Source organism: Nostoc edaphicum CCNP1411, assembly GCF_014023275.1.
Classification (GTDB): Bacteria; Cyanobacteriota; Cyanobacteriia; order Cyanobacteriales; family Nostocaceae; genus Nostoc; species Nostoc edaphicum_A.
Map to the genome: position 1 here is coordinate 5,881,010 of NZ_CP054698.1, position 24,693 is coordinate 5,905,702.

Annotated in this window: 15 protein-coding genes and 2 tRNA genes; 13 read left to right on the forward strand and 4 right to left on the reverse strand. The window is 39.3% G+C overall.

Features of this window, described 5'->3' with window-relative positions; all coding sequences use genetic code 11:
* Positions 1-4: 4 nt before the first annotated feature.
* A complete protein-coding gene (locus HUN01_RS27565) occupies positions 5-5,383 on the reverse strand; it encodes an ATP-binding sensor histidine kinase (protein ID WP_181928819.1) in 5,379 nt (1,792 codons plus the stop codon).
* A gap of 244 nt (positions 5,384-5,627) precedes the next feature.
* Between HUN01_RS27565 and HUN01_RS27570 the strand changes: the two genes are divergently transcribed.
* The 3 genes from HUN01_RS27570 to HUN01_RS27580 all read left to right on the forward strand — a co-directional run bounded on the left by HUN01_RS27570 (position 5,628) and on the right by HUN01_RS27580 (position 7,823).
* Entirely contained in the window at positions 5,628-6,266 is a 639-nt protein-coding gene (locus tag HUN01_RS27570) for a lysophospholipid acyltransferase family protein (protein ID WP_181928820.1), read from the forward strand.
* A gap of 155 nt (positions 6,267-6,421) precedes the next feature.
* Entirely contained in the window at positions 6,422-7,459 is a 1,038-nt protein-coding gene (locus tag HUN01_RS27575) for an AI-2E family transporter (RefSeq protein ID WP_181928821.1), read from the forward strand.
* Positions 7,460-7,526: 67 nt separating this feature from the next.
* On the forward strand, positions 7,527-7,823 hold the full coding sequence (locus HUN01_RS27580) for a DUF2288 domain-containing protein (RefSeq protein ID WP_181928822.1): 297 nt from the start codon (positions 7,527-7,529) through the stop codon (positions 7,821-7,823).
* Positions 7,824-7,984: 161 nt separating this feature from the next.
* On the opposite strand, the gene HUN01_RS27585 is transcribed toward HUN01_RS27580, so the two are convergent.
* Entirely contained in the window at positions 7,985-9,934 is a 1,950-nt protein-coding gene (locus HUN01_RS27585; protein ID WP_181928823.1) for an SPFH domain-containing protein, read from the reverse strand.
* 20 nt (positions 9,935-9,954) lie between these two features.
* Positions 9,955-10,632, reverse strand: a complete 678-nt coding sequence (locus HUN01_RS27590; RefSeq protein ID WP_181928824.1) for an OB-fold-containig protein — start codon at positions 10,630-10,632, stop codon at positions 9,955-9,957.
* A gap of 693 nt (positions 10,633-11,325) precedes the next feature.
* Here HUN01_RS27590 and HUN01_RS27595 point away from each other — a divergent pair.
* The 9 genes from HUN01_RS27595 to HUN01_RS27630 all read left to right on the forward strand — a co-directional run bounded on the left by HUN01_RS27595 (position 11,326) and on the right by HUN01_RS27630 (position 22,498).
* Positions 11,326-13,878, forward strand: coding sequence for an endonuclease MutS2 (locus tag HUN01_RS27595; protein ID WP_420832750.1), 2,553 nt, complete (start codon positions 11,326-11,328; stop codon positions 13,876-13,878).
* A 202-nt stretch (positions 13,879-14,080) separates the two neighbouring features.
* Positions 14,081-15,205, forward strand: coding sequence for an alpha-hydroxy acid oxidase (locus HUN01_RS27600; RefSeq protein ID WP_181928825.1), 1,125 nt, complete (start codon positions 14,081-14,083; stop codon positions 15,203-15,205).
* 106 nt (positions 15,206-15,311) lie between these two features.
* Positions 15,312-15,395, forward strand: a tRNA-Leu gene (locus tag HUN01_RS27605).
* A gap of 1,020 nt (positions 15,396-16,415) precedes the next feature.
* Positions 16,416-16,550 carry a hypothetical protein gene (locus HUN01_RS36260; protein ID WP_257798015.1) on the forward strand — a complete coding sequence of 45 codons (135 nt, stop codon included), beginning with the start codon at positions 16,416-16,418 and terminating at the stop codon, positions 16,548-16,550.
* Positions 16,522-17,319: a WecB/TagA/CpsF family glycosyltransferase gene (locus HUN01_RS27610; protein ID WP_181928826.1), complete on the forward strand. Its 798-nt coding sequence runs from the start codon at positions 16,522-16,524 to the stop codon at positions 17,317-17,319. Before HUN01_RS36260 ends, HUN01_RS27610 begins: the two co-directional genes overlap by 29 nt.
* A 509-nt stretch (positions 17,320-17,828) precedes the next feature.
* A complete protein-coding gene (locus HUN01_RS27615; protein WP_181928827.1) occupies positions 17,829-19,310 on the forward strand; it encodes a lipopolysaccharide biosynthesis protein in 1,482 nt (493 codons plus the stop codon).
* Positions 19,311-19,513: 203 nt separating this feature from the next.
* Entirely contained in the window at positions 19,514-20,677 is a 1,164-nt protein-coding gene (locus HUN01_RS27620) for a polysaccharide pyruvyl transferase family protein (protein WP_181928828.1), read from the forward strand.
* Positions 20,670-21,515, forward strand: a complete 846-nt coding sequence (locus HUN01_RS27625) for an FAD-binding protein (protein ID WP_181928829.1) — start codon at positions 20,670-20,672, stop codon at positions 21,513-21,515. The genes HUN01_RS27620 and HUN01_RS27625 overlap by 8 nt, the downstream gene beginning before the upstream one ends.
* 911 nt (positions 21,516-22,426) lie before the next feature.
* Positions 22,427-22,498 (forward strand) — tRNA-Gln (locus tag HUN01_RS27630).
* 88 nt (positions 22,499-22,586) lie between these two features.
* On the opposite strand, the gene HUN01_RS27635 is transcribed toward HUN01_RS27630, so the two are convergent.
* Entirely contained in the window at positions 22,587-23,066 is a 480-nt protein-coding gene (locus tag HUN01_RS27635) for a hypothetical protein (RefSeq protein ID WP_181928830.1), read from the reverse strand.
* A 215-nt stretch (positions 23,067-23,281) separates the two neighbouring features.
* On the opposite strand from HUN01_RS27635, the gene HUN01_RS27640 reads away from it, so the two are divergent.
* Positions 23,282-24,580, forward strand: coding sequence for a hypothetical protein (locus HUN01_RS27640; protein WP_181928831.1), 1,299 nt, complete (start codon positions 23,282-23,284; stop codon positions 24,578-24,580).
* Positions 24,581-24,693 lie beyond the last annotated feature (113 nt).

Below are 24,693 nucleotides of genomic sequence, written 5' to 3' on the forward strand. Positions count from 1 at the left end.
CTTTTTATAGCTTTATTTCAATTACAAATTCTGTACCCTTACTCAGAACAGAGTTAAAATTCAATTTGCCGCTGTGGGTTTCTTCGACAATTTGACGAGCGATCGCTAATCCTAATCCCGTACCTTTACCCACACCTTTTGTAGTAAATAAGTGGTCGAAGATTTTTTCTTGCACTTTTTCATCGATTCCTTGACCATTATCTGCGATCGCAATTTTCAGCCCTTTATTTTCTACTGAGGTTTTAATTATAATTCGGTTGGGATTTTTCTTAATCTCCTCAAAAGTCCGTCCCCTATTTGATTCATCTAGCGCATCAATGGCATTTGCCAGAATATTCATAAATACCTGATTTAATTGCCCAGGAAAACATTCAATCTGGGGCAAATTACCGTAATCAGTGACCACTTCAATTTCTGGACGTTCTTCATTAGCTTTCAGACGATGTTTGAGAATTAAAATAGTGCTGTCAATACCTTCGTGGATATTAAACGACACTTTGTAATCTTGATCAGCACGGGAGAAAGTCCGAAGACTGGTGCTGATGTTGCGGAGGCGATCGCACGCCATTGTCATAGAATCAATGATCTTGGGTAAGTCTGATAAACTATAATCCAAGTCAATATCTTCGGCATGGTCTTTAATTTTATCGCTGGGATTGGGTAGACTTTCTTGATAGAGTTTTAAGTGTTCAAAAATATCTGCAATAGTGGGTTTAGCTTGTTGGAGACTGGCAGAAATAAAGCCCAAAGGATTATTCATTTCATGGGCTACCCCAGCAACCAAATTACCTAATGCAGACATTTTTTCACTTTGAACAACTTGTAATTGTGCTTGTTGTAAGTTTTGTAATGCAATTCCTGCTTGTTGATAAAGTCGAGCATTCTCTAGAGATATTGCAGCTTGAGATGAAAGAAGGTTAATTACACTGAGGCGATCGTTAGTAAAAACTCCTTGAGTCAAGCTATTTTCTAGGTAGAGAATTCCTACTAAATGCACTTGATTAATAATCGGGACACACAACACACTCTGAGGTTGATGTTCCAACATATATTTCCCAATTACCCCAGGAATATCTGTTTTGCAATTGTCTATAACAATTGTTTGTTGAGTATTTTTGACATAATTGATAATTTTTACGGGAATATCTTGACAATTGTCTAGTAATTGTGAATTGAGGATAGTTTGTATTTCCTCATGCTCAATAAAGGTAATTGCTTTAACTTCCCAAGTGTCCTCCTCTTGGGGAAGAATTAGTACAACTTTTTTCGCACCAGAGTTTTCTAGGATAATCCGGGTGAGGCTGGCAATGAGTTGATCTGATTTTAGAGAACTGGAAATAGCTTGAGCAGCTTTGAAAACAGAGGTAAAATCTAGAACATCAGCAATACTAGTGCTGCCAATACTAGAAGAAGAGGTGGTGCCACGAAAAGCAATAGTTTCTAAGGGATTGAGATTGATCCGTTGGTGTTGCAAGATGGGTTTGAGTAGTTGGGGATAAGTTTTTTCTAGGTGATTAACTTTGGCTTTAGCTCCCCAACGGGCGTAGCAGTAGTATGCTTCTTGTATATAGACTTGGGCGATTTTTTCTTTACCCCAGTCGAGGTAGAATTTGGCTGCTAGTTCGTTGCTAAGTGCTTCTTCTTGAATGTAGCCGTTTTCTTTGGCAAGAGATATGGCGCGATCGTACAATTCTATTGCTTCGGTTTTTTGTCCTAATATCCGAAAGCTTTCAGCTTCTACCAAGTTGTATTTGTGGGCATAATTCTGTGGCGCACTTTCTGCCCATTTTTTTAGTTTTTTGTGAGTTTCTACTACTCGCTCAATAATTAATTTTTGCTCAGTTATTGAGCAGTCTTTATATAAGGCTAAATTAGTCAAAGCCTCATAAAAATAAAAGGTTGGAATTAGCACTAATCCAGTCACGCTGGTTAAATATTTCTCTACAACAGCGACGTTTTTTAGTGCTTCTTGATATTTGCCAAAGAGATAACACAAAAGCAATTTACAAAAATGAAGCTGACAAATAATACTAGTTTGATTGGCAGCTTGATGCAGAGGTAACATTGCCACTTCATCATAAACTTCGCCAATTAAAAAACAAGGATTGTCTGACACTCCCAACAAATTTAAAACTGATTGATAATAGATGCTATTGAAATTCAAATAGGTAGTTTGCTTAAACTGGTGCATAATTGTGCCATAGTTTCCCATAGCTTGGGCTAATTCCTCCAAACCATGACCACTCAAATAGGCATATCTGCCAAAAACATAGGCAGACATTACAGCATATTCAATATCACCAGTTTCTAAACCGCTCGTATAGGCTTGCAGAAGAGGATTTAAAGTTTCTTTAACAGGCGATTTCCAATGTCGAATAAAACAATTTACTGCAAATAGAGTTTTTGATTTCAGCTTAAAAGCATTTAAACGGTCAACCAACACTAATGCCATTTCCCCAAATTCATATCCTGTATCAATTTCTCCTAGAACACCGCAGAGTATAAGTCCGTAACTAGCATAAGCATAGGTAGATTCTGGAGCATTACCATAGAGGATTGATAGTTGAACTTGTTTAAAGATAATTACTCGAAACAATGCGGGATTGGCTTGATAGGCCGCTGACATAATACTCGACAAAATTTGCATTGCTGCCAGAATATTCTCATCAGTCATTTTTGGCAGTTCTAGTAAATCTATCGCTGGTTTATCTGCCAAAAGACGTTTTGTTTGTTCCAGTTCAGACTCGATATCAATTTGATTGACTTGTTGAGGCAGTTCCACTCCTATTGATTGAAGAACAGTTAGTGCAGTTTGCAAAGCATTCTTGTGCTGTGCCTGTGCCATGTAAGCTTGAATTTTGACATTGTAGATAGGAATTTCTTCGAGTCTGGTTTTTGCTTGTTGTATAACGACAGTTGCACAACTTTCCATGCGTTCAAAGTCACCACTCAGACAAAGTACTTCTGTTATGGATTGATATAGTAATAGTGTTAGCTCATACTGGCTATACCAACTCTCATGAGGTAAAAGTTCTAAACCTATTGTTAAATATTCAACGGCTAATGTATAAGCAGTTGCCAATTGTGCTTTTCTACCTGCTTTTAAATTCAATTTGAGGAGTTTTTCTCGTTCAATCGGATCAATAATCAGCGTTAATGCAATATTTAACTGATTAACAATTTCAAAAAGTTTTTCTTCTTTTTGGACTTCAGGTGTGTTTTTAAGTAATAGCTTGCCTATTTGTAGATGGGTAGCTTTTTTCTGTTCTTCAGGGATAAGAGAGTATGCAGCTTCTTGGACGCGATCGTGTAAAAATTTATAGGTAACAATTTCCGAATTTTCTTCAGCAATAGCTTTACTTCCCTCACTAAGATAAAATTTATAGACCTCGCTAGTAGGTAAAATTAAACCCTCATGCAATGCATTCCACAAATTAGTTGCCGTTTCTGCTTGCGATTGTTCTAAAACAACTGCCAATGTTTTCAAATCAAACTGATTTCCAATACAAGCAGCTAATTTCAAAACATCTTGAGTTGGTTGTGATAGCTTTCGTAATTGCAATACCATGAATTTAACGACATCATTTGTGACTGCCAGTTGATTAATTTGTGTGATATCACATTGCCAGTAGCCCTCTGTCAAGTTAAATTTAATTAGCCCATCCTGATATAATGATTTAATAAATTGAGTGCCAAAAAATGGATTTCCAGAAGTTTTCTGATAGACTATTTTTGAAATTGGTAACGCTAAATTTTCTGAACATTTAAGCGTTGCAGCAATTAATTGATTTACATCCCCTTGACTTAATAATGCTAAAGTAATTGTGTTAATAGTTGCTGCTGTTTTTTGCATCTCACTAACAGTCAACATCAACGGATGTACTGGGTTGACTTCATTATTTCGATAAGCACCAATTAATAAAAGATACTTTGTATCAGCTATTAATAACTGCATTAATTTCAATGATGGCAAATCAGCCCACTGTAAATCATCTAAAAATATTACTAATGGATGTTCAACGCTAGTGAAGACTTGTGTAAATTTTTGAAATAATAAATTAAATCTATTTTGTGATGCGCTTCCTGATAATTCTATGGCTGGCGTTTGTTTGCCAATAATTTTTTCTAATTCGGGGATCACTTCAATAATTACTTGTCCATTTTCACCTACAGCTTCTAAAATTTTAATTTTCCATTGCTGAATTTGAGTATCACTTTCTGTTAATAATTGGCCCATTAAATTTCGGAATGCTTGTACAAAGGCAATTAAGGGAACATTCCGTTGAAATTGGTCATATTTACCTTTGATAAAATAACCGCGTTGGCGCACAATCGGTTTATGAACTTCGTTAACAACAGCAGTTTTACCAATGCCTGAAAAACCAGCGACCAGAATCATTTCAGTTGTACCTTTGCTAACTCTTTCAAAGGCTTCAAGGAGTGTGGCTATTTCGGCTTCTCGTCCATATAGTTTGTCGGGAATAATAAAGCGATCGCACACATCGCTTTGGGCAATTTCAAAGCTATCAATTGCACCAGTTTCTTTTAGCTGATGTAAACATTTTTCTAAATCAAATTTTAATCCTAATGCACTCTGATAGCGATCTTCAGCATTTTTCATCATTAATTTTATGACAATATCTGAAATCACTTGTGGAATTTCTTCACTTTTGATTTTTTCTGCAACTTTTGCAATATGACAATGTAGCAACTCCATTGGATCGTTTGATTTAAATGGTAATCTTCCAGTTAGTAATTCGTAAAAAGTTACACCTAGAGCATAAAAATCAGTTCGATAGTCAATCCCTCGATTCATTCTGCCTGTTTGTTCTGGTGATAAATAACTGAGTGTCCCTTCTAATACATTTGGACTGATCAGCGTTTGGGTTTCTCGTGGTAGCAGAGATGCAATACTAAAGTCAATTAATTTAACTTGTTTGGTTTCGGGATTAATTAGAATATTGGCGGGTTTGATATCTTTATGAATAATCCGTTCGCGGTAGAGTATATCTAAGGTATTGCACAGTGCGATCGCAATTCGTAAAAACTCTTGTATAAAAGCGATATGTCGCGTCTGGTTAGAGATGAAATAATCTTTAAGAGAAATCCCGCCAAAATCTTCCATTACCAACGCATAGCCATTTTGATACGGTTCCAAGCTGTAGGTTTGGATGATTAGAGGTGAGTTGAGATTTTTAGCTATGGTGTACTGATTACGAAACGATAAGAGTTCGCTGAAACTCGGATAAGGATTTTTGAGCAATTTAATCACAACAGGTAATAAGTCAGTTTCTCGATAACCGCGATAAACCAGGGTTCGAGAACCGTTGTAGAGTTGTTCGGTAACCTTGTATCCAGGAATACTGACTGTAGTGATAAACATACTGCTAAATTCTAAAGATTTCTAGATTTAGTTTTCCCAGATGGGTGAAGCAATTCATGAGACATCTTGCAAAAGTAACAAATGCCAAGATGTCGGGGAAAGGTCAAAGGTTAAAGGGTAAGGGGAAATTCCATCCCTTTCCCCTTTACCCCTTCCCCTTTCCCCAACTTCTGCAAGAAGTCTATGTTTGATCTGGGTGTTGCGATCGCTTATGCTAAATTCAGTTTGATTTGTATTATCTTCTGTGGACAAAAACCGCGAACCGTTTATCAGTCTGGCACTTTACCACGCCTTTAAATGGTCAGTCGTCAGCCCCATGCTTCACGCTTACTTTCGGGGCCGGATTTATGGTACGGAAAATGTCCCTCAATCAGGGCCGCTACTGATAGTAAGTAATCACGCTAGTTACTTTGATCCGCCGATTGTTTCTAATTGTGTACGTCGTCCAGTGGCGTACATGGCTAAAGAAGAATTATTTAAGATTCCTATTTTGGCGCAAGCGATTAAATTGTACGGTGCTTACCCAGTGAGTCGGGGAAATGCCGATCGCAATGCCATCCGTTCCGCCCTAGAATATCTCAATAACGGCTGGGCTGTCGGTGTTTTTTTACAAGGTACTCGCACTCCAGATGGTCGAATTACAGACCCCAAAAGAGGCGCATTGCTGCTGGCGGCGAAAGCAAAAGCCCCAATATTGCCGGTGAGTGTCTGGGGTACTGAGGAGATTTTACAAAAAGGCTCGAAAATACCCCACGCAGTTCCCATAACTGTGAGAATTGGTAACTTGATTGATGCTCCCAGTTCCAGCAATAAAGAGGAATTGGAAGCGTTGACACAAAAGTGTACCAAAGTAATTAACGAGATGCATGATTTGGGAAGATGAGTTAGAAAAGCTCAGATATATGCTTTAGGGAGGTAGCGATCGCCCCTTCGCTTCTGTATGTTTAAGGTCAATCTGCTCTAGCAATGAAGTCTAACTTTGTGCTTAAATGCAACTGCTAGGCAAATCTACCATCTATAATTCACCCTAAACAGCATATGAGCGGCTTTGAAGCCAAGAATCTTTGGGAGCGATTAAATAATCTGGCGTTAGTCCGCTTTCTGCTTTTAGTTGCTTCTGGCTGGGCAATTGTACAGCTTTTAGCTTATTTTGAAGCAGTCATTGTTATTTTCACATTCGCTGCAATTTTGGCCTTTTTACTCAGCTATCCCGTACAAGGGCTGCGGCGTTTTTTACCCCACGGTGTAGCTGTTGGTCTTGTTTTCTTGCTCAGTATTGTGATTATAGGCGGTCTGATAATTACCGTGGGCTTAACGGTTTTATCTCAAGGACAACAATTAATTGATAGTATCACTGCATTTTTGAATTCTTTAGTACCTCTATTAGAGCGAATAGAAGGAATTTTGCGAAGCCGTAATTTGCAGATAGATTTAAGTTTCATTGAAGAACAACTGCGGAACCAAGCTGTCTCAAGTCTTGTGACTAGTTTAGCTATTCTACAAGGGTTTATGACGAACTTTGTGACTTTTGTATTAATTGCAGTTGTGGCTTTCTTCATGTTATTAGATGGAGACAAGCTGTGGAACTTTATTTTAAAAATTGTACCTAAACATCGCCGCAATAGATTTACAATTATAATCAGAAAGTCATTTTTAGGATTTTTTAGAGGTCAGTTATTATTAAGTGCATTTCTGACAAGTACGACTTTCCTCGTTTTCTTAATATTACAAGTACCTTTTGCTTTAATATTGTCAATAATAGTTGGAATTCTTGATATCATTCCTGGCATAGGAGCAACATTAGGAGTAAGCACAATTACTCTATTTGTGCTGTCTCAAGGTGTTTGGTTAGCATTGAAAGTATTGATAGCTTGTATTATCCTTCAGCAGATACAAGACAACTTGATTGCGCCCCGAATTATGCAAGGTGCGCTGAATCTTAATCCTGTAGTGGTGTTTTTTGCTTTGTTAGTAGGCGCTAAAGTAGCAGGATTACTAGGAGTTTTTATATCTATTCCCATTGCTGGAGTAATTGTATCTTTATTTGAAATTGATGAGATGAAGGCAGAGGTTTAGTCATTTGTCAGGAACTAGGAAGTAGTGAATAATGTAAAAATAGCTATCTATCAATAATTTGGAAGTGATGTCGGATTTAAGAGCGGAATTGACAGAAATTTTGGATGAGGCAGAGTGGGAGTGGCTAATTCCTCATGTACAACGAGATGCAGTTATTTTGGTGGCACCTGATTTAAACTTGATTGATGTTGGAGTAGCGATCGCTAGTGATAATATTCCATCAGTAGAACAGTGGATTGATGAACAATTAATTACCAAACCCACGACAATACAGGTGGGAGAATGGAATCTTGAGCGCAGTAAGCGATTTAATACCCTCATCGTCCAGCCTTACGTTTTGGCACAAGAAATAGCCGCTGCTTAACTAAATTCTGTTGAAGAAGAAGTCAGAATTCAGAATTCAGGAGTCAGAATAGTTAAAGAATCAGAAGAAAATTTGATGAATAAATTATACTAGATTCATTCTCAATTCTGACTTCTGACTCCTGGGTGCTGAATTCTTACAATTACGAATTACGAATTATTCTAATTAGTTTCTGTGTTGTTTTCGATGACAGTTGGTGTTGGAGTAGTTTCTAAAGAAATGTGGCTTGGTGTGCCAGTTATTACTTGATTATTGCCACGCACTAGCTGGCTGACTTGACCGATTAATTCGCCTAATTTCCCTTCGTCAAGTAAAGTATTGATTAAAGAAAGTCCGCTTGTGGATAGTAGCAATTTGTTAATATCTTGACTGCCACTACTACCATTCGCACCAGGAAATGAATAAATACGCGTATCTCCTAAAACTCCCGGCTGTGGTGCTAAAGCGGCGACAATTTCTGGTAATTTATCGGCTAATTCTGGCCAAATGGTGGTGATAATTTTGGCAGTGAGATTGGCGTTGCTAATGGAATTTTCGGCGGTAATTTTTGCTTGAATACCTTCTGCTTCTGCTAAAACTCTATCACGGTTAGCTGCTGCTAGGGTGCGAATTGCTTCAGCTTCTAAGTCTGCTGCTTGCTGGGCGATTTCTGCTTGACGACGACGGCGGAAAGCATCGATTTCTACTACGTTGCGATCGCCAATACTCCGTTCTTCGGCTTCTCGTTCCGCAGCAATCACCGATAGGCGTTTGTTGCGTTCGGCTTTTTCAACTTCACCTGCTGTTTTAACTGATTCCTCCGCTTTGGCTTGTTGTGCTTGTGCAACAAAGCTTTCGCGTTTTTTGTTCGCAATTGCGATCGCTACATCTTCTTGAGCTAGTCTTGCTTCTCGTTCTGACTCAGCTATCTGCACTTGTGCTTGTAGCTTTCCAGATTCTACACTCTGTTGACGTAAAATCTCTGCAAGCTCAGATTCTTGTTTTTGCAATGTTTGCGCTACATTTAGCTGTTTATTGCGTTCTTCTAGGGAAATATCAGCTTCAATTTGGCTTTGCTGCACAGATAATTTTTTGCGAATTTCTTCTTCTTCAATTGATTTTTCTTGCAAAATTTTAGTACGGCGTACTGTTGCAGCTTCCCGATCTTTGGATTCTTGAATTTCGCGTTCTTTCTGTGCTTTTAATGCTTCTACTTGCAATTTTTGCTCCAATTTAGCACTTTCTTGCTCTTGGGCAATTTGTAGCGATCGCTTTTGGGCATCCAGTTCTTTTTGCTCAATTGTCACTTGCGCTGCTAACTCAACTTCCCGTTTTTGTTGAATTGAGCGCTGAATAATTTCTGTTCGCAAACGCACACCTTGAGCATCAAAGAAGTTATCTGGATCGTAGGTAACACTTTCTAATATTTCGGAAATGGCGATGTTATTTAGAGTTAATCCGACTTTTTTCAAATCCGTGCCAACTAAGTTCAACACCTCCTGAGCAAACCCTAATTTGTCAGAGTCAATTTCTGCTAAATCCTTAGTTTTAGCTGCCGCCCTAATTGCATCATCTGCTCTTTTTTCTAAAGCGTTTTTAATATCTTCAGGAGTAATTTTAATGCCATTTTGAGATAGTCTAGCGGCTGCTGTTAAAACATCGTCTTCGGAGGCATTAATACATACATAAAAAGTGACTCGAATATCTGCTCGTAAATAATCTTTAGTCCGAACTGCAAGTTTACCAGTACGTTCCACATCAATGGAAATTTCTCGCAGAGGTACGCGAGTTAGCTGATGAAATCCTGGTAGAACAATACAACCCCCATACAAAATCACTGATTTCTTTTTGATAAAAAGACCCCCAGTCCTGACGAAAGCTTCGTTATTGGGTGTCACTACATAAACCCGCGTATAAGCAAACAGGCTAAATAGTAGTAATAAAACTAAAGCAGCAATTATTCCAGGAAATACTAATCCCCCATTAATTTGGGCAACAGTCGGCTGGATTCTGACAGGGAGTGTCTGAGAAACTAATGTTGTTTGCTTTTGTTGCGGTTGCAAATTAATTTGTGGAACTTCAGCTATTGTGACACTCGGTAAAGACTGGATAAAAGTTAACCAAAAAAGCATATTTTTTCCTCTCACTAAGTTTAATTTCTCTGGGATGAGTTAGTTAACCAGTGTTCTTCATCGGGACTATCTTTGGCAATAACTACATAAATTTGTACCTTGTGTTCAATGATCAAAACTTTTTCTCCACGTTGTGGTGCAATAGTTGCCCAGTCTGGTAGAACAGCGCTAACTGTCAAAAGATTACGTTTTGTATCCAGCACATCTATTTGTCCAATTCTGCCCAGATTTTCCATAGGAATGTAAGCAGACGTAACAATACCAATACAACCTATCAAGCGATCGCTACTTGCATCCTCGCTAAACTCGGCAAAAATCTTGCCAATTGGTCGTGCTATCAATCCTCCCATTAATAAACTGATAATCAGCGAACCAAATAATATAATACTCCCAATAAAACCAGTAATATTACTATTTGAATTTCCACCAATCCAAACATTTAACATCCAACCCAAAAGACCCCACAAACTCATATCTGTTGCTAGTAACAATATGAGTGGTGCTTTACCAATACCTACCCATCCCAAGAATTGTCCAAAGCCCAATTCGCTATTGCTATCTGCATCGAGATCTGCATCTACATCAACATCTGCATCAATATCTTCCCCTCCCCCACCGGAAATTATCATAAATAAGAATAGTAAGACACCAATTCCCAGAAATATCCAATAGGGCAAGTTGGCTGGGCTAAACAGCATAATATTTCGTAAATGATATGTGCTGGTAGTTTCGTAACATCTAAATTTGTTTATTAGATTAATACTACACTATGAATATAATAAACTACATTGCTTATTTACTGAGCATTTGACCATAAAAATATAAATTTAATTTTTATTTAATAAAATAATAATCTTCTTAAAGATTTGAATAAAATATTAACCCAAGTTTCAATAAATAAAAAATGCTTTGATGGCCAACAAGCATATAATTTTCAGATAAACAGTCGCGTTATCATAATATAGGACTCATATTTGATTTCTGAAAAATCTAAGTATATTAAGTATATGTAGTGGCGTGGCAAGCTAATAGTGCATTAGACGTAGGTAGGTAGGGTGAAGCGGAGCGCAACCCAACATATAGGACTCCTATTTGATTTTTGAACAAATTAAGTACCAATCGAAAAGGCTTATTCCCTACTCCCTACTCCCAGCCTACGCAAGTCAGTTCAATAATCAAAGCGGATCACTATATATCAGGATGTTGGGCAGGATGTTGGGTTACGCAAAGCCTCCACCCAACCTACAATTTTTTTGCTTAGGGCGTTGTCACAGCCAAGTCAGGCATCAGAACTAAAATCCGAAATTGATTAACTATTGACTAAAGCAAAATTTTCTCCTTTAAGATTTATCCATCTAGGAGCTAGAATTGTTACGATAATTTCAGATTAGATGTTGAAATCCTTGATCCAATCTGAAACCTTAGAACTATTAGAATGGCCTCGCCTCTGCCAGCATCTTGCCACCTTTGCGGCAACTAAGCTGGGGGCGACAGCTGCGCGTCATCTGAAAATACCCGATTCTCAGACCCAAAGCGAACAGTTGTTAGAGCAAACCAAAGAAGTCTACCAACTGGAAAATCGTCTAACCACGGGACTGTCATTTGAGGGAATTCAAGATATTGGCGATTCCTTAGAACGGGCAGAACGCGGTGGAATTTTGACGGGGGATGAACTGTTAGCGATCGCTACCACCCTCGCTGGTGCCAGAAATTTGCGCCGTGTTATTGACAATCAGGAAGATTTGCCGATACTCACTGGGTTGGTTGCCGATTTGCGGACTTATCCAGAACTAGAACAGGAAATTCACCGCTGTATTGATGAACGGGCCCAGGTAACTGACCGCGCGAGTCTAAAACTGGGAGAAATTCGCACAGATTTGCGGCGATTACGCAGTCAAATTACTCAAAAGCTGCAAAATATCTTACAAGCAAAATCTGGAGCAGTTCAAGAACAGCTAATTACGCAACGGGGCGATCGCTATGTCATCCCCGTAAAAGCACCCCAAAAAGATGCCATTCCTGGTATTGTCCACGATACCTCTACCAGCGGTGCGACGTTGTACGTGGAACCGAATTCAGTAGTGCCTCTAGGCAACCAACTGCGGCAGATTATCAGAAGAGAACAAGCCGAAGAAGAAGCGGTTCGCCGTGTTTTGACGGAACAAGTCGCCGCAGTCAAACCAGATTTGGAAAGATTATTAGCGATCGCTACCACTTTAGATTTGGCAACCGCTAGATCACGATATAGTTACTGGCTAGGAGCGAATCCCCCGCGATTTATCCAGCGGAAAGATAATGAAATCATTACCTTGCGAAACTTACGACATCCCCTGTTAGTGTGGCAACAACAGCACGAACAAGGGCAACCAGTAGTTCCTGTAGATTTGCTGATAAACCCGCTAATTCGAGTAGTAACAATCACCGGGCCAAATACTGGCGGTAAAACTGTAACCTTAAAAACTTTGGGGTTAGCAGCATTGATGGCCAAAGTAGGTTTATTTGTCCCCGCCCGCGAACCAGTAGAAATACCTTGGTTTGATAAAGTGCTGGCAGATATTGGCGATGAACAATCCTTACAGCAAAGTTTATCCACATTCTCTGGTCACATCCGCCGGATTAGTCGGATTTTAGAAGCATTAGGGACTGGGGAAGAAGAAGCATTGGGGAGCAGGGTAGCAGAGGAGCAGGGGAGCAGAGGAGCAGGGGAGCAGGAGGCAGGAGACTGGAGACTGGAGACTGGAGTTATTTCTCCATCACTCAGCACTCAGCACTCAACACTCAGCACTCAACACTCAGCACTCAGCACTCAGCACTCAGCACTCGTTTTACTCGATGAAGTCGGCGCTGGAACCGATCCAGTTGAGGGTAGTGCTTTAGCGATCGCCTTATTGCAATATCTCGCCAACCATGCCCAGCTAACGATCGCCACCACTCACTTCGGCGAATTAAAAGCCCTGAAATACGAAGACGATCGGTTTGAAAATGCCTCTGTAGAATTTGACGAAAGTACTCTCTCGCCTACTTATCGTCTGCTGTGGGGCATCCCCGGACGTTCTAATGCCTTAACCATTGCCCTGCGCTTGGGATTAAAACCAGAAGTGGTACAACAGGCAAAAACTCAAGTGGGAGAGGCCACAGATGAAGTTAACCAGGTGATTGCCGGGTTAGAAGCGCAACGTCGCCGCCAGGAAACCAAAGCTGCCGAAGCCCAAAGTTTGTTGCAGCAAGCGGAACGTTTATACAAAGAAGTATCCGCAAAAGCCGCAAGTTTGGAGGAGAGGGAAAGCAGTTTGCGGGCTTCACAGGAAGTAGCTGTAAAACAAGCGATCGCTCAGGCAAAAGGTGAAATTGCCCAAGTAATCCGCCGCTTGCAGAAAGGTTCGCCCACAGCCCAAGAGGCCCAGCAAGCCACCAATGCCTTGAATCAAATTGGCCAGCAATATCAGCCAGCAACGCCAGCAAAACCAAAAGCTGGATTTATGCCCAAAGTAGGCGATCGCATTCGCGTTCCCAAACTGGGACAAACAGCCGATGTAATCACCGCCCCTAATGAAGATGGGGAATTAAGCGTTCGCTTTGGGCTAATGAAGATGAATGTGAAGTTGGAAGACGTAGAATCTCTAGATGGTCAAAAACCCGAACCAATTGTCAAACCCAAACCAGCCCCACCAGCAGTAACTCCACCACCGCAAAATGTCCCAGAAATTCGGACTTCCCAAAATACCATCGATTTGCGTGGTAAACGGGTGGCTGATGCCGAATACATTTTAGATAAAGCCATTTCGGAAGCTACAGGCCCAGTCTGGATTATTCACGGGTATGGCACTGGTAAGCTGCGACAAGGAGTTCACGCCTTTTTGCAACAGCATTCCAGAGTGAAAAACTACGAACCAGCAGAACAAGGAGACGGCGGCACTGGTGTTACCGTTGCTCACATCAAATAAAGTCGCATTGAAGAAGGCAGGGGGCAGGAGGAACAATTGGGCGGGGTCTGAATTCCCGCCCAATTAATTGTAAGCACCGTGTAGACGGGGGGTTTTAGACCCAAGATCCGTCTGGTCGATTGCTCTCAGCGTTAGAGTCAGTATTCCCTCCTGCCTTCTGCCTTCTGCCTTAAAGCGCGTAACCTTTCATCATCACCAAAATATGTCTACCGACTTATCCAACAACGATCGCTTTCAACCCATTAACCTCTTTGAATACGAAGAATTAGCAAAAGAATGTCTGTCTCAAACGACACTCGATTACTATAGCAGTGGTGCTTGGGACGAAATCACATTGCAAGATAATCGTGATGCTTTTGAGCGAGTCAAGCTCCGACCTCGGATGTTAGTCGATGTGAGCGATCGCAATCTAACTACCTCCATTTTAGGACAACCCCTGCAACTACCTTTGTTAATCGCACCGATGGCTTTTCAATGCCTAGCTCATCGAGACGGAGAAGTTGCCACGGCTCTAGCTGCCGCATCAGCTGGTGTGGGCATGGTGTTAAGTACAATGGCAACAAAGAGCATTGAAGAAGTGGCGACTGCATGTAATCAGTTTCCAGATTCTCTACGATGGTTCCAGCTTTACATCCATAAAGATCGGGGATTAACTCGTGCTTTGGTAGAAAAAGCCTATAAAGCTGGTTACAAAGCACTTTGTCTAACTGTAGATGCACCTGTTCTCGGACAGCGAGAAAGAGATAAACGTAATGAGTTTTCCTTACCCCTAGACTTACATCTGGCTAATCTAGCCACCATCTCAGGACTAGATATTTCCCATGAAAAAGGTGAATCTGGATTATTTACCTATTTTGCCCAACAGCTAAACCCAGCAGTCACTTGGCACGATTTGGAATGGTTGCAATCTTTATCTCCACTACCTTTAGTTATCAAAGGAATTTTACGAGGAGATGATGCTGTGCGGGCTGTAGAATATGGAGCCAAAGCAATTGTTGTTTCCAATCATGGTGGCAGACAACTCGATGGTGCGATCGCTTCTTTAGATGCCCTAGCTGAAATAGTAGCAGCAGTGGATGGTCAAGTAGAAGTGCTGTTGGATGGAGGCATTCGTAGGGGCACAGACATTCTCAAAGCCCTAGCATTAGGAGCAAAAGCAGTACTGATCGGACGACCTATTTTGTGGGGACTAGCAGTAGCAGGACAAATTGGCGTATCTCATGTCATCTCACTCCTACAAGATGAGTTAAATGTGGGAATGGCACTTAGTGGCTGTGCCAAACTACAGGATATTGACCCTAGTTTATTGACTCTGCCACGTTTTTAAGCCAGATAATTCTTAAAACTGTTATTCCAGCCAAACTTTGAGAAATAATTTTCAGACTTGTTACAAAATCACTTAATTAGAGTATACTAGTTAAGGTTAGATATAAGGGCGGGTGGCGGAATTGGTAGACGCACCACACTCAAAATGTGGCGGCCTTACGGTCATAGGAGTTCGATTCTCCTCCTGCCCACTACCAGACAAGTGATAAAGAGGTTAAAATTTATGCGCCTGAAACGATGGGAATCCCCCCGAAAAGAAGGCAGGAATGACAAAGGTAGAGGCGGTTCTGCCAGGAAGCGTCAACTCAAAAAGCAAAGGCAAATGTTACTCCAAAGACTCAAAGAAAGTAACAAACCAGACAATAACAAAGACAAAAATGAGAGAGCGGGGGAAGATAAGTTTATCTTCCCCTTCTTTTTTTGGCTTTTATTTCAGAAAAAAATAAAATTTAGATATTTTTCAACGCATAGACTAAATTAACGTGAGTTCGACAAGTCTTATTTGACCTCTCCCCCAACCCCTCTCCGTGTCGGAGAGGAGCAAAAGGCTGAATTTTTCGTTGCTCCTCCCTTTCCGTTTCTGAGAGGGAGGCTGGGAGGGAGAGGTTCATCGAACTCACGTTAAATTAAATCTGTAATGAATTTAGAAATTCATATTGAAGAAGGCAGTTCTTGCTGAGGGCAGCTATGCTGAAGGAACTTTTTCGTCGGGGATTCAGACCCCGCCCAATGTTGTTTGCGCTTTTGTTTTCGGCGGGGTTTTAGACCCTGTGTTCGGTTCGGTCACTCAATAAGGGCTGGAAGCAGTATTCCCTTCTGCCAACTGAGCCTCCTGCCCTCTGCCTTTCTTGATAAAAAATTATTCTTCATTCTTAAAAAGATACTAATTTAAATTAAACCTTTTAAGCGCATACTTACGTATTAAATCAGCAGACAGACTATCTGGGATTTTACATTAATACTTAATTATACTATGTAGCAAATACTGCTTAACTTAGATATATATCCATAGTAATTTATCGCAATTGTAATGCTTGCATGAACAAATCAAAAATTAATTATGAAGGAAGTATGAATTTTGTCAAACAGCGCCTAGAATTACTAGCTTAAAACAGTAAGCTAGGACGAAACAGCAAAGAATCCTAATATTACTGATTAAGCCAAAAATATACTAAGAAGGTAATTGCACCTCCATGTGTTAAATTCCAACGATGACACAAACCTACAAAAAGTCAGGAGTAATCCAATCCAAATTATTCAATATTCGGAATGGTCTAGGTAATCTATGGATTTTTTTCTTGGACACAGGAGTTATTGATGGTGGCGAGAGTGCTTCTACCTACTAAAAAAGTGCTTGATTTTTCTATTACTGCTTTACGCTTTGACGACCAGGTACAAACAATACTTAAGTGGGCGAATAGGCGTGAGAGTAAAGCTGTATATGTAGCCAATGTACACATGCTCATTGAAGCCCATTGGAATCCAGAGTTTGCCACTGTATTACGAAATGCAGACATAGTTACTCCTGATGGTATGCCTCTGGTATGGATGATGCGAAAAATGGGAGCGCTTTATCAAGACCGTGTGGCAGGGATGGATATTTTCCTCGCATTGTGTCAGCGAACTCAAACCCAAAATTTGAGTATTTTCTTTGTCGGTTCCCAAACAGAAATTCTTTCTAGAATGCAAAAAAGGTTAGAGCAGGAATTTCCGCAGATGAAGATTGCGGCAATGGAACCTCTTCCCTTTCGTCCCCTGACTGAAACTGAAGACGAAGCTTTGGTTCAAAAAATTAATTCTAGTGGTGCCAGCGCCGTCTTAGTATCTCTGGGATGTCCCAAACAAGAAAATTGGATAGCTCAACATAAGGGTAAAATACAAGCTGTAATGATTGGACTAGGTGGAGTTTTCCCAGTTTATGCAGGAATTCACAAGCGGGCACCCCGTATAGTTCGAGACTTAGGACTTGAATGGCTGTATCGGTGGATTCAAGAACCGCGCCGACTTTGCGGACGCTATGCCAAGACCATTCCACTCTTTATATGGCTAGCTACGAAGCAACTACTATCATCAAGTCGTATTGCAGCTGTATTCCTTCATGAAACCGGAGACTGAAGAAAAAGGGCGTCGAATAAATGCGGGATGAATTGCCGGTTTAAACCATTGAAAATTCGTTCCAAATTGGGCGAAATCATCCCATGATTCAGTCTTCTGTGGACAACAACATTGTTGATAATATGTCAACTGTAATAATCGAAAAAATCTAAAACAAAAATCACATTATTCTACCACAAGAATTATCAAAGTCATATTCCATCCAAGGCTTAAGAATCTAAGCAACAGGTATTTTGTGTAAAAATCTAATAGGCTCATCAATAAATTTTCTCCTAAAAGTACCTTGAATAGCTGCTAATTTGTAAAAAGATTGTGGTAGACTCTTCTAGGATTAATTACTTAACATAAATAGTGATTTTTGTAATATATTAAGTCATTTTTGTATGGTAATCATAAACTTACACAGAAATAGGGTAGTACCTAATGGCGTGAAAAAATGATCCAGCTACTTAAGGCTGAAAGCATTAAAAATACATATTACTTTAGATTCTTTTATTGGTAAACTATTAATGGAATCACCTCAAAACTCATCAAATTTACGAGAAAAAGCTGTTAAAAGCGTCATTTGGACAGCTATTGAAAGTTGGGGACGCCAAGCAATATCTTTAGTTGTTTTCTTTATTCTAGCTCGTTTACTTAGTCCAGAAAATTTTGGTTTAATTGCTCTAGCGTATATTTTTATTGAATTTGTACAAATTTTTGTTGACCAAGGATTCTCTGTAGCAATTATCCAGCGTCAGGAGATAGATGCAGAGCACTTAGATACTGCATTTTGGACAACTTTAGGGATCAGTATACTTTTGACGGTGTTAAGTATTGCTGGCGCTGGATTAGTCGCTGATTTATTTAAACAGCCGCAGTTAATACCAATTATTCAATGCTTATCTATAAGTTTTACGCTTAGTGGGTTGAGCAGTGTGCAGCAAGCGGTTCTTGAACGTAGGTTCGCCTTCAAAAGTTTAGCAATACGCTCATTACTAGCAGTAATAATAGGTGGGATAGTTGGCGTAGTGATGGCTTTTTTCAATTTTGGTGTTTGGAGTCTTGTAGGTCAACAAATATCCAGTAGTTTAGTGCAAGTTTTAGTATTGTGGCGAGTTAGCGATTGGCGGCCAGGATTCAAATTTTCTGTCATACATGCTAAAGAACTTTTTACCTTTGGAATTAACATATCTGCATTTAATATAATTAACTTTTTCAATCGCCGATCCGATGATTTACTAATTGGCTACTTCTTAGGACTAGTTGCATTAGGTTATTACTCAGTTGCTTACAAATTGCTTCAAGTAATGATGCAAGTCTTGATCACTACCACAACTAAGGTTGCACTACCAATATTTTCTAGGTTACAGGGAGAGCCAGAACGGTTACTCAATGCTTTCTATAGTGCTACTCAGTTCACAAGTCTACTTGTTTTTCCAGTATTTTTGTGTGTACCAGTGTTAGCACCTGAATTTATAAAAGTCTTTTTTGGTGAGCAGTGGATTCAGAGTATTCCAGTATTGCAAGTACTATCGCTTATTGGCCCTGTTCACTTAATTTTCTTCTATAACAATTCTGTAATTCTGGCGCTGGGAAAACCTTCGTGGAGGCTATGGATACAAGTGATAAATACAGTTACTAATGTCGTCGGTTTTGCTCTGGCAGTCAAATGGGGTATTGTAGCTGTTGCATCTGCTTACGTAGTTCGTGGTTACTTAATATTACCTATTTCATTATTAGCTATTAATAAACTTGTTAAAATGAGTTTAATTAACTATTTACGTTTGTACATAGTGCCTTTTGTAGCTTCTGGAGTAATGATTGGAACTATATTAGTAACTAAATATTTCTTGGGAAAATTTATTGAAGCGTGGATGCTACTAATTATTTCATTGTTATTGGGTATTTCTATTTATATTTTTGTTCTCTCAGTAATATCGCCAAAGCTTTTCAGACAATTACTTGACTTAGCAAAAACTTTGAATATCAAAATAAAAAAGAAAGCATGATACATAATATGTTAACATCTTTGCAATAACAAGATTTTAATATTTATTAATTAATTAATTAATACTTAACCTAATGTAGTTAGATTATAATTAGTCTTGTTAATCAAAGAAAAAATATTCGACTTCATACAACTAGTTAGCAAAGAATGTTATCTGTCAAATTAATACCAGAATCATAGTTTAGTTTATCAGAGAGAGGAAAGATGAAAATCGGAATTATAACTTTTCACCATGTGGACAATTACGGAGCAACATTGCAAGCTTATGCTCTCTGGAATTTTCTTAACAGTCAAGGATATGATGTTGAAATAATAGATTACCGGCCTACTAAGATAGCATGGATATATTTTAGGTCTTTACTTCCCATCAAAAGGGTAAAAATTAATATTAATGAAAATAAAAAAATTCGGATTAATGAAAAATCCTTCATTAATATTTCAAGAGCTTGGAAAATGAGGCGTTTCCTACTTTCTAATCTGAAGTTAAGCAACAGAAAAGTTTATAACAAGAAAGGTTTGGAGTACTATGATGACAAGTATGATGTAATAATATGTGGCAGTGATCAGATATGGTGTCTAGATTCTTTCAGAGGATATAATTCTTCTTTCTTTTTAGATTTTGTTAACAATACAACTACTCGTAAGATAAGTTATGCAGCGAGTTTTGGCAACACTATAAAATTAGGGGATTTTCAAAAAGAAATATATACCTTGATTAATCAGTTTCAAAGTATTTCAGTTCGTGATTCTAATAGTTTAAAAATTATTACCAATGAATGCAACAAAGAAGCTGTAAAAGTTTTAGATCCTACTTTTCTAATTAAGTATGATGCACTTAAAAGTCCTCCAAAAATAAAAGATCAATATCTTTTGTTATATATTCAATCTGATATGGAAACAGAAGAGGAATATTTCATCAAATTACTGGCAGAAGAGAAAAACCTCACTATAGTTTCAGTTGGTAAATATAATCAATTAGCACAAATAAATCTAGAAGCTGCAAGTCCAAAAGAGTGGATCGGATTATATAGCCAAGCATCTTATATCGTAACTAATACTTATCACGGTGCTGTGTTTTCCATTATATTTAAAAAACTTTTTAACGTATTTGTTCCTAATGATAAATCAAATAAAGTAACAGATTTACTTATTGATTTAGGTTTGCAAAATAGGATATTCTCTGACCAGTTAAAATATCAAATATTGAACAAGCAAATCTTTGATATTGACTATAAAGCAGTACATGAAATCCTAGAATCAAAAATTCTAGAATCAAAAAAATATTTAGTTGAAGCGATTACACAAGGAGTAGTTGATACTAGAAGTAACGTTGAATGCAATAAGGAGTATAAAGGGGTAGATGTCTAATTTAAAGATTGAGTCTTTAACATCAAACAGTCTTTCCCACTATAGAACTCAACATCACTTTGAGCGAGTAGGAGAGATTAATAGTGTAGATGACCTTCAGATGTATTGTAACTGGGCTAAAGAAAACAAAGTAAATATCTACATAATTGGAAATGGCTCTAACACGTTGTTTGTGAAAAAAAATATTCAATCGTTGGTATTGAAAAATAAACTGCTTAAGTACACAAATCCTCTACCTGAAAATAGACTAGAAGTGTCCTCTTCTGTTTCAGTTATGGAAGTACTCAAGTACTGTTACCAAAACTCTATGGATTCTTTTTATTATCTTGCGTCTGTACCAGCAACGATTGGTGGTGCATTAGCAATGAACGCCGGTAGAGGAAGACAACATGGATGTACAATATATGACTTTGTTGAAAGTGTAACTTTCTTTGAGGATGGATGTGTAAAAACACTTCAAAATAGTCAAATTGAACGAGATTATCGTGAAACTATATTTACTGGTATGCACTCCAAACTTATATTGAGTGCAATTTTCAAGTTTGAACTTACAGAATTTACCGAAAATCCTCTAATTTCAAGACAAATTTGGGCAAAAGAGCATCAAGATAATACAGCACCTAACTGTGGCTCGGTATTCAAAATTGCTAATTATCGCATACTTCAAAAGCTCAGAGGGATGTCTATAGGTAAAGCTATGTTTTCTGCTAAAACGAGTAACTGGATACTCAGCAAATCCCAAAGTAGCTATTCAATAATTCTACTAATTAAAATAGCTATGATTTTGCATTTTATAACTAGACAAAAAATTGCTCTCGAACTAATTACAATTGATTAATGATTTAAGTTACAGTCAAAAGTATAGAGTACTACAGGAATCCGCTTTGATTCCTGAAATTATTTGCGTAGGGAGGGAACAGGGAACAGGTAACGGGGAACAGGGAAGAAGGAATAAAAGTGCACTGAGTTTTTTTCAAAAATCAAATACGAGTCCTATATCCCTCTTCTGTCACTTTCCGGGAAAGTGATCGCTAGAAGCCTCATGAGGCAATCAATACAAGCTATACTATTAGAAAAAAATAGGACTTGTATTTGTTATTAGAAAATAATCGCGCAATCGCTTGTTATACAAAAGCTCTAGATTTTAGAAAAGGCAAATGTTTTCGGAGAGTGACAGAAGAGGGATATCCATTCTTAAAAAGCTGAAGAAATGGCGCTTTTGCAAAGTACATATTTCCCCAAGCTGGATTTATCAAGCTTGGAAAAGCCTTTTGGAAGAGTTTGACCAATGCTAAATCTTGATTTTCTTTACTTAATTGGGTACTCTGCTAGGAATTCAGACCCCTTTTGAATAAGCAGCCCTAAATTATTTTAATTTGGTGGAGTCTTAACCCCTTGCTCCCTTTCGGTCGCGGCATAGGGGAGTAGGCAGGAGGCAGCAGAAATACATCCTTGTTCCCTCTGCCTTCTTTGATAAAAAGAAATAGGGTGTCCCTAGTCAGGAGGAACAGACCATAAGGCGTTCATCATCAAGTGAAGCATATTTTAGATACAAAAGAATCGCGATCGCAGAATTTTCTGCCTTAACCACAAAGATTCAAGGGTTAACCCCAAAGTCATGAAAGAGTCTAAGTGCAAGGATTTCGACCAATCAATACCCAAGGTTAAAAACCTCTTATCTGAAATCAACTATTAAAGTACTTGACATTAACCCAGGACTAAATGCTATATTTACTATAGTGAATTCATTGGGGCGTCGCCAAGTGGTAAGGCAGCGGGTTTTGGTCTCGCCATTCCTGGGTTCGAATCCTAGCGCCCCAGTAAATCTAAAGACAGGCATAACAGCCTGTCTTTTAGAGTATTTAATTGTATTTTAAGATGCATTGAGACGCATCTAATTTTATAAAATTTACTTGTCAGGCGATTTGAGAGCTTGATCCAGAATTTGCCGAGCCTGTTCTGCTTTAGATCGCGCTTCTTGGTAACGCACATTAGCTTGGGCAAAATTTTTGAGAACTTTAAAACCTTCCTTGAGTCGAGTAATTTCCTCTTCTGTTACCGACTCATCGGTGAACAGAACATCAACCGCTTGGCGAATTTCCAACGCTTCAGATCGTGATTCTTGAACTTTCAGCTTGAGTGTGGCCAGGTTACTCAGAACCTGTACAGCTTGTGTAATGGTATCCTCACCGCTAGCAGTATCAATAGTTGACTCTTTAACCTCAATTAATTGTTGAGGGCCAAATCCTTCTTCAAGTTCCGTGGGTAGTTTACCTGCATCCATCAGTTCCATCAACTGATCCATTGCTTTATCACGGGCTTTGGCTGAATCTTTTCCAGAAACGGTAAGGATAATTTCTGGGCTTTGAGCGAGAGTGTATTGAACCATATTTGAGCAGAAAATTTGCTGGTTAATCAATGCAGAGGCAAGTGATTATAGCATGTTGCGTGTCAGATCATTTGTTGATTGTCAGTCAATTAAAGAGTTGAAGACCGAACGTCAACACTTTGAATTTTGAATTGTTACCTCTACCCTTGCTAAGTCGCTCAAAATAAAACTTTATACTTAAGAAAAGGAATAATTTTCAATAGGAGGGGAGAGCAATGGCTCCCAGTCCCACCATCATGCAAGCTGTGGAACAACTGGGTTATCGTGTCACCGTTGGTGATGTGGCAACTCAGGCAGGATTGAACGTCGCTGAAGCTAATCAAAGCTTGTTAGCCCTGGCATCAGATGCTGGGGGACATTTACAGGTAGCGGATTCAGGTGATATAGTTTACCTTTTTCCACAAAATTTCCGAGCAATTTTGCGTAATAAATACTTCCGGTTACGATTGCAGGAATGGTGGAAAAAGGTCTGGAGTGTTCTGTTTTACCTGATTCGCATTTCTTTTGGAATCTTCTTAACTGTTTCCATTGCGCTGATAACTGTTACCATCTTCATCATCATTACCGCTGCCAATTCAGACCGTGATGGCGACAATCGAGGCAGTAGTTCCGGTGGTGGGGGGTTCTTCTATTTTCCTAATTTATTCTGGTATCTTAGCCCAAATTATGACACCCACTACCAGGAACGGCGACGCGGAAGCCAGGAAGAAAGCAATCTAAACTTCTTTGAAGCTGTGTTTTCGTTTTTGTTTGGCGATGGTAATCCTAATGCCAACCTAGAAGAACGTCGCTGGCAAGAAATTGCTACGGTGATTCGGAGTAACCGTGGTGCAGTGGTAGCAGAACAAATTGCCCCATATTTGGATGATATTGGCGAGGGATATACAAGAGAGTACGAAGATTATATGCTGCCCGTTCTGACGCGATTTAATGGGCAACCAGGGGTAAGTCCAGAAGGGCAAATTGTTTATTACTTCCCAGAGTTGCAGGTGAGTGCAACTAAAAAGCGCCGTCATGCAATATCAGATCACTTGGAGGAATTTCCCTGGCGTTTTAGTGCCGCAAGTTCAGGGCAAATTATGCTGAGTGCTGGATTGGGGGTACTAAATTTTGTTGGTGCCTTAGTACTGGGAAGTTTGTTGAGAGATGGCACTGTTGCCGTCCAATTAGGTGGACTGGTAGCTTTTGTGCAAGGAATTTATTGGCTGCTATTGGCTTACGGAGCAGGTTTCTTAGGTATACCGTTATTGCGTTATTTCTGGATTCGGTGGCGTAATCGCAAAATTGGCGATCGCAACCGCGATCGCCTTTCCAGAGCAAGGCTATTGGCAAGTCCTGATGCACCTTTGCAGCAAAAAATCGACTATGCCCAACAATTTGCCGCAGAAAAAGTCATTGGCAACGAAGATTTAGTGTATTCCAGCGAAACTGACTTACTCGATCAGGAAGCTGAACGTTCTGCACAAATTGATGCTGAATGGCAACGGCGCTTAGAACGTGGGAGTGGGGAATAGGGAATGGGGAATGGGGAATAGGAAGAAAGGGAGAAGAGTTTTCCCCTCAGCAAGAGTAGCACCCCGCCCCTCTGCCTCTTTTCAATGCCCAATGCCCCATGCCCCATGCCCCA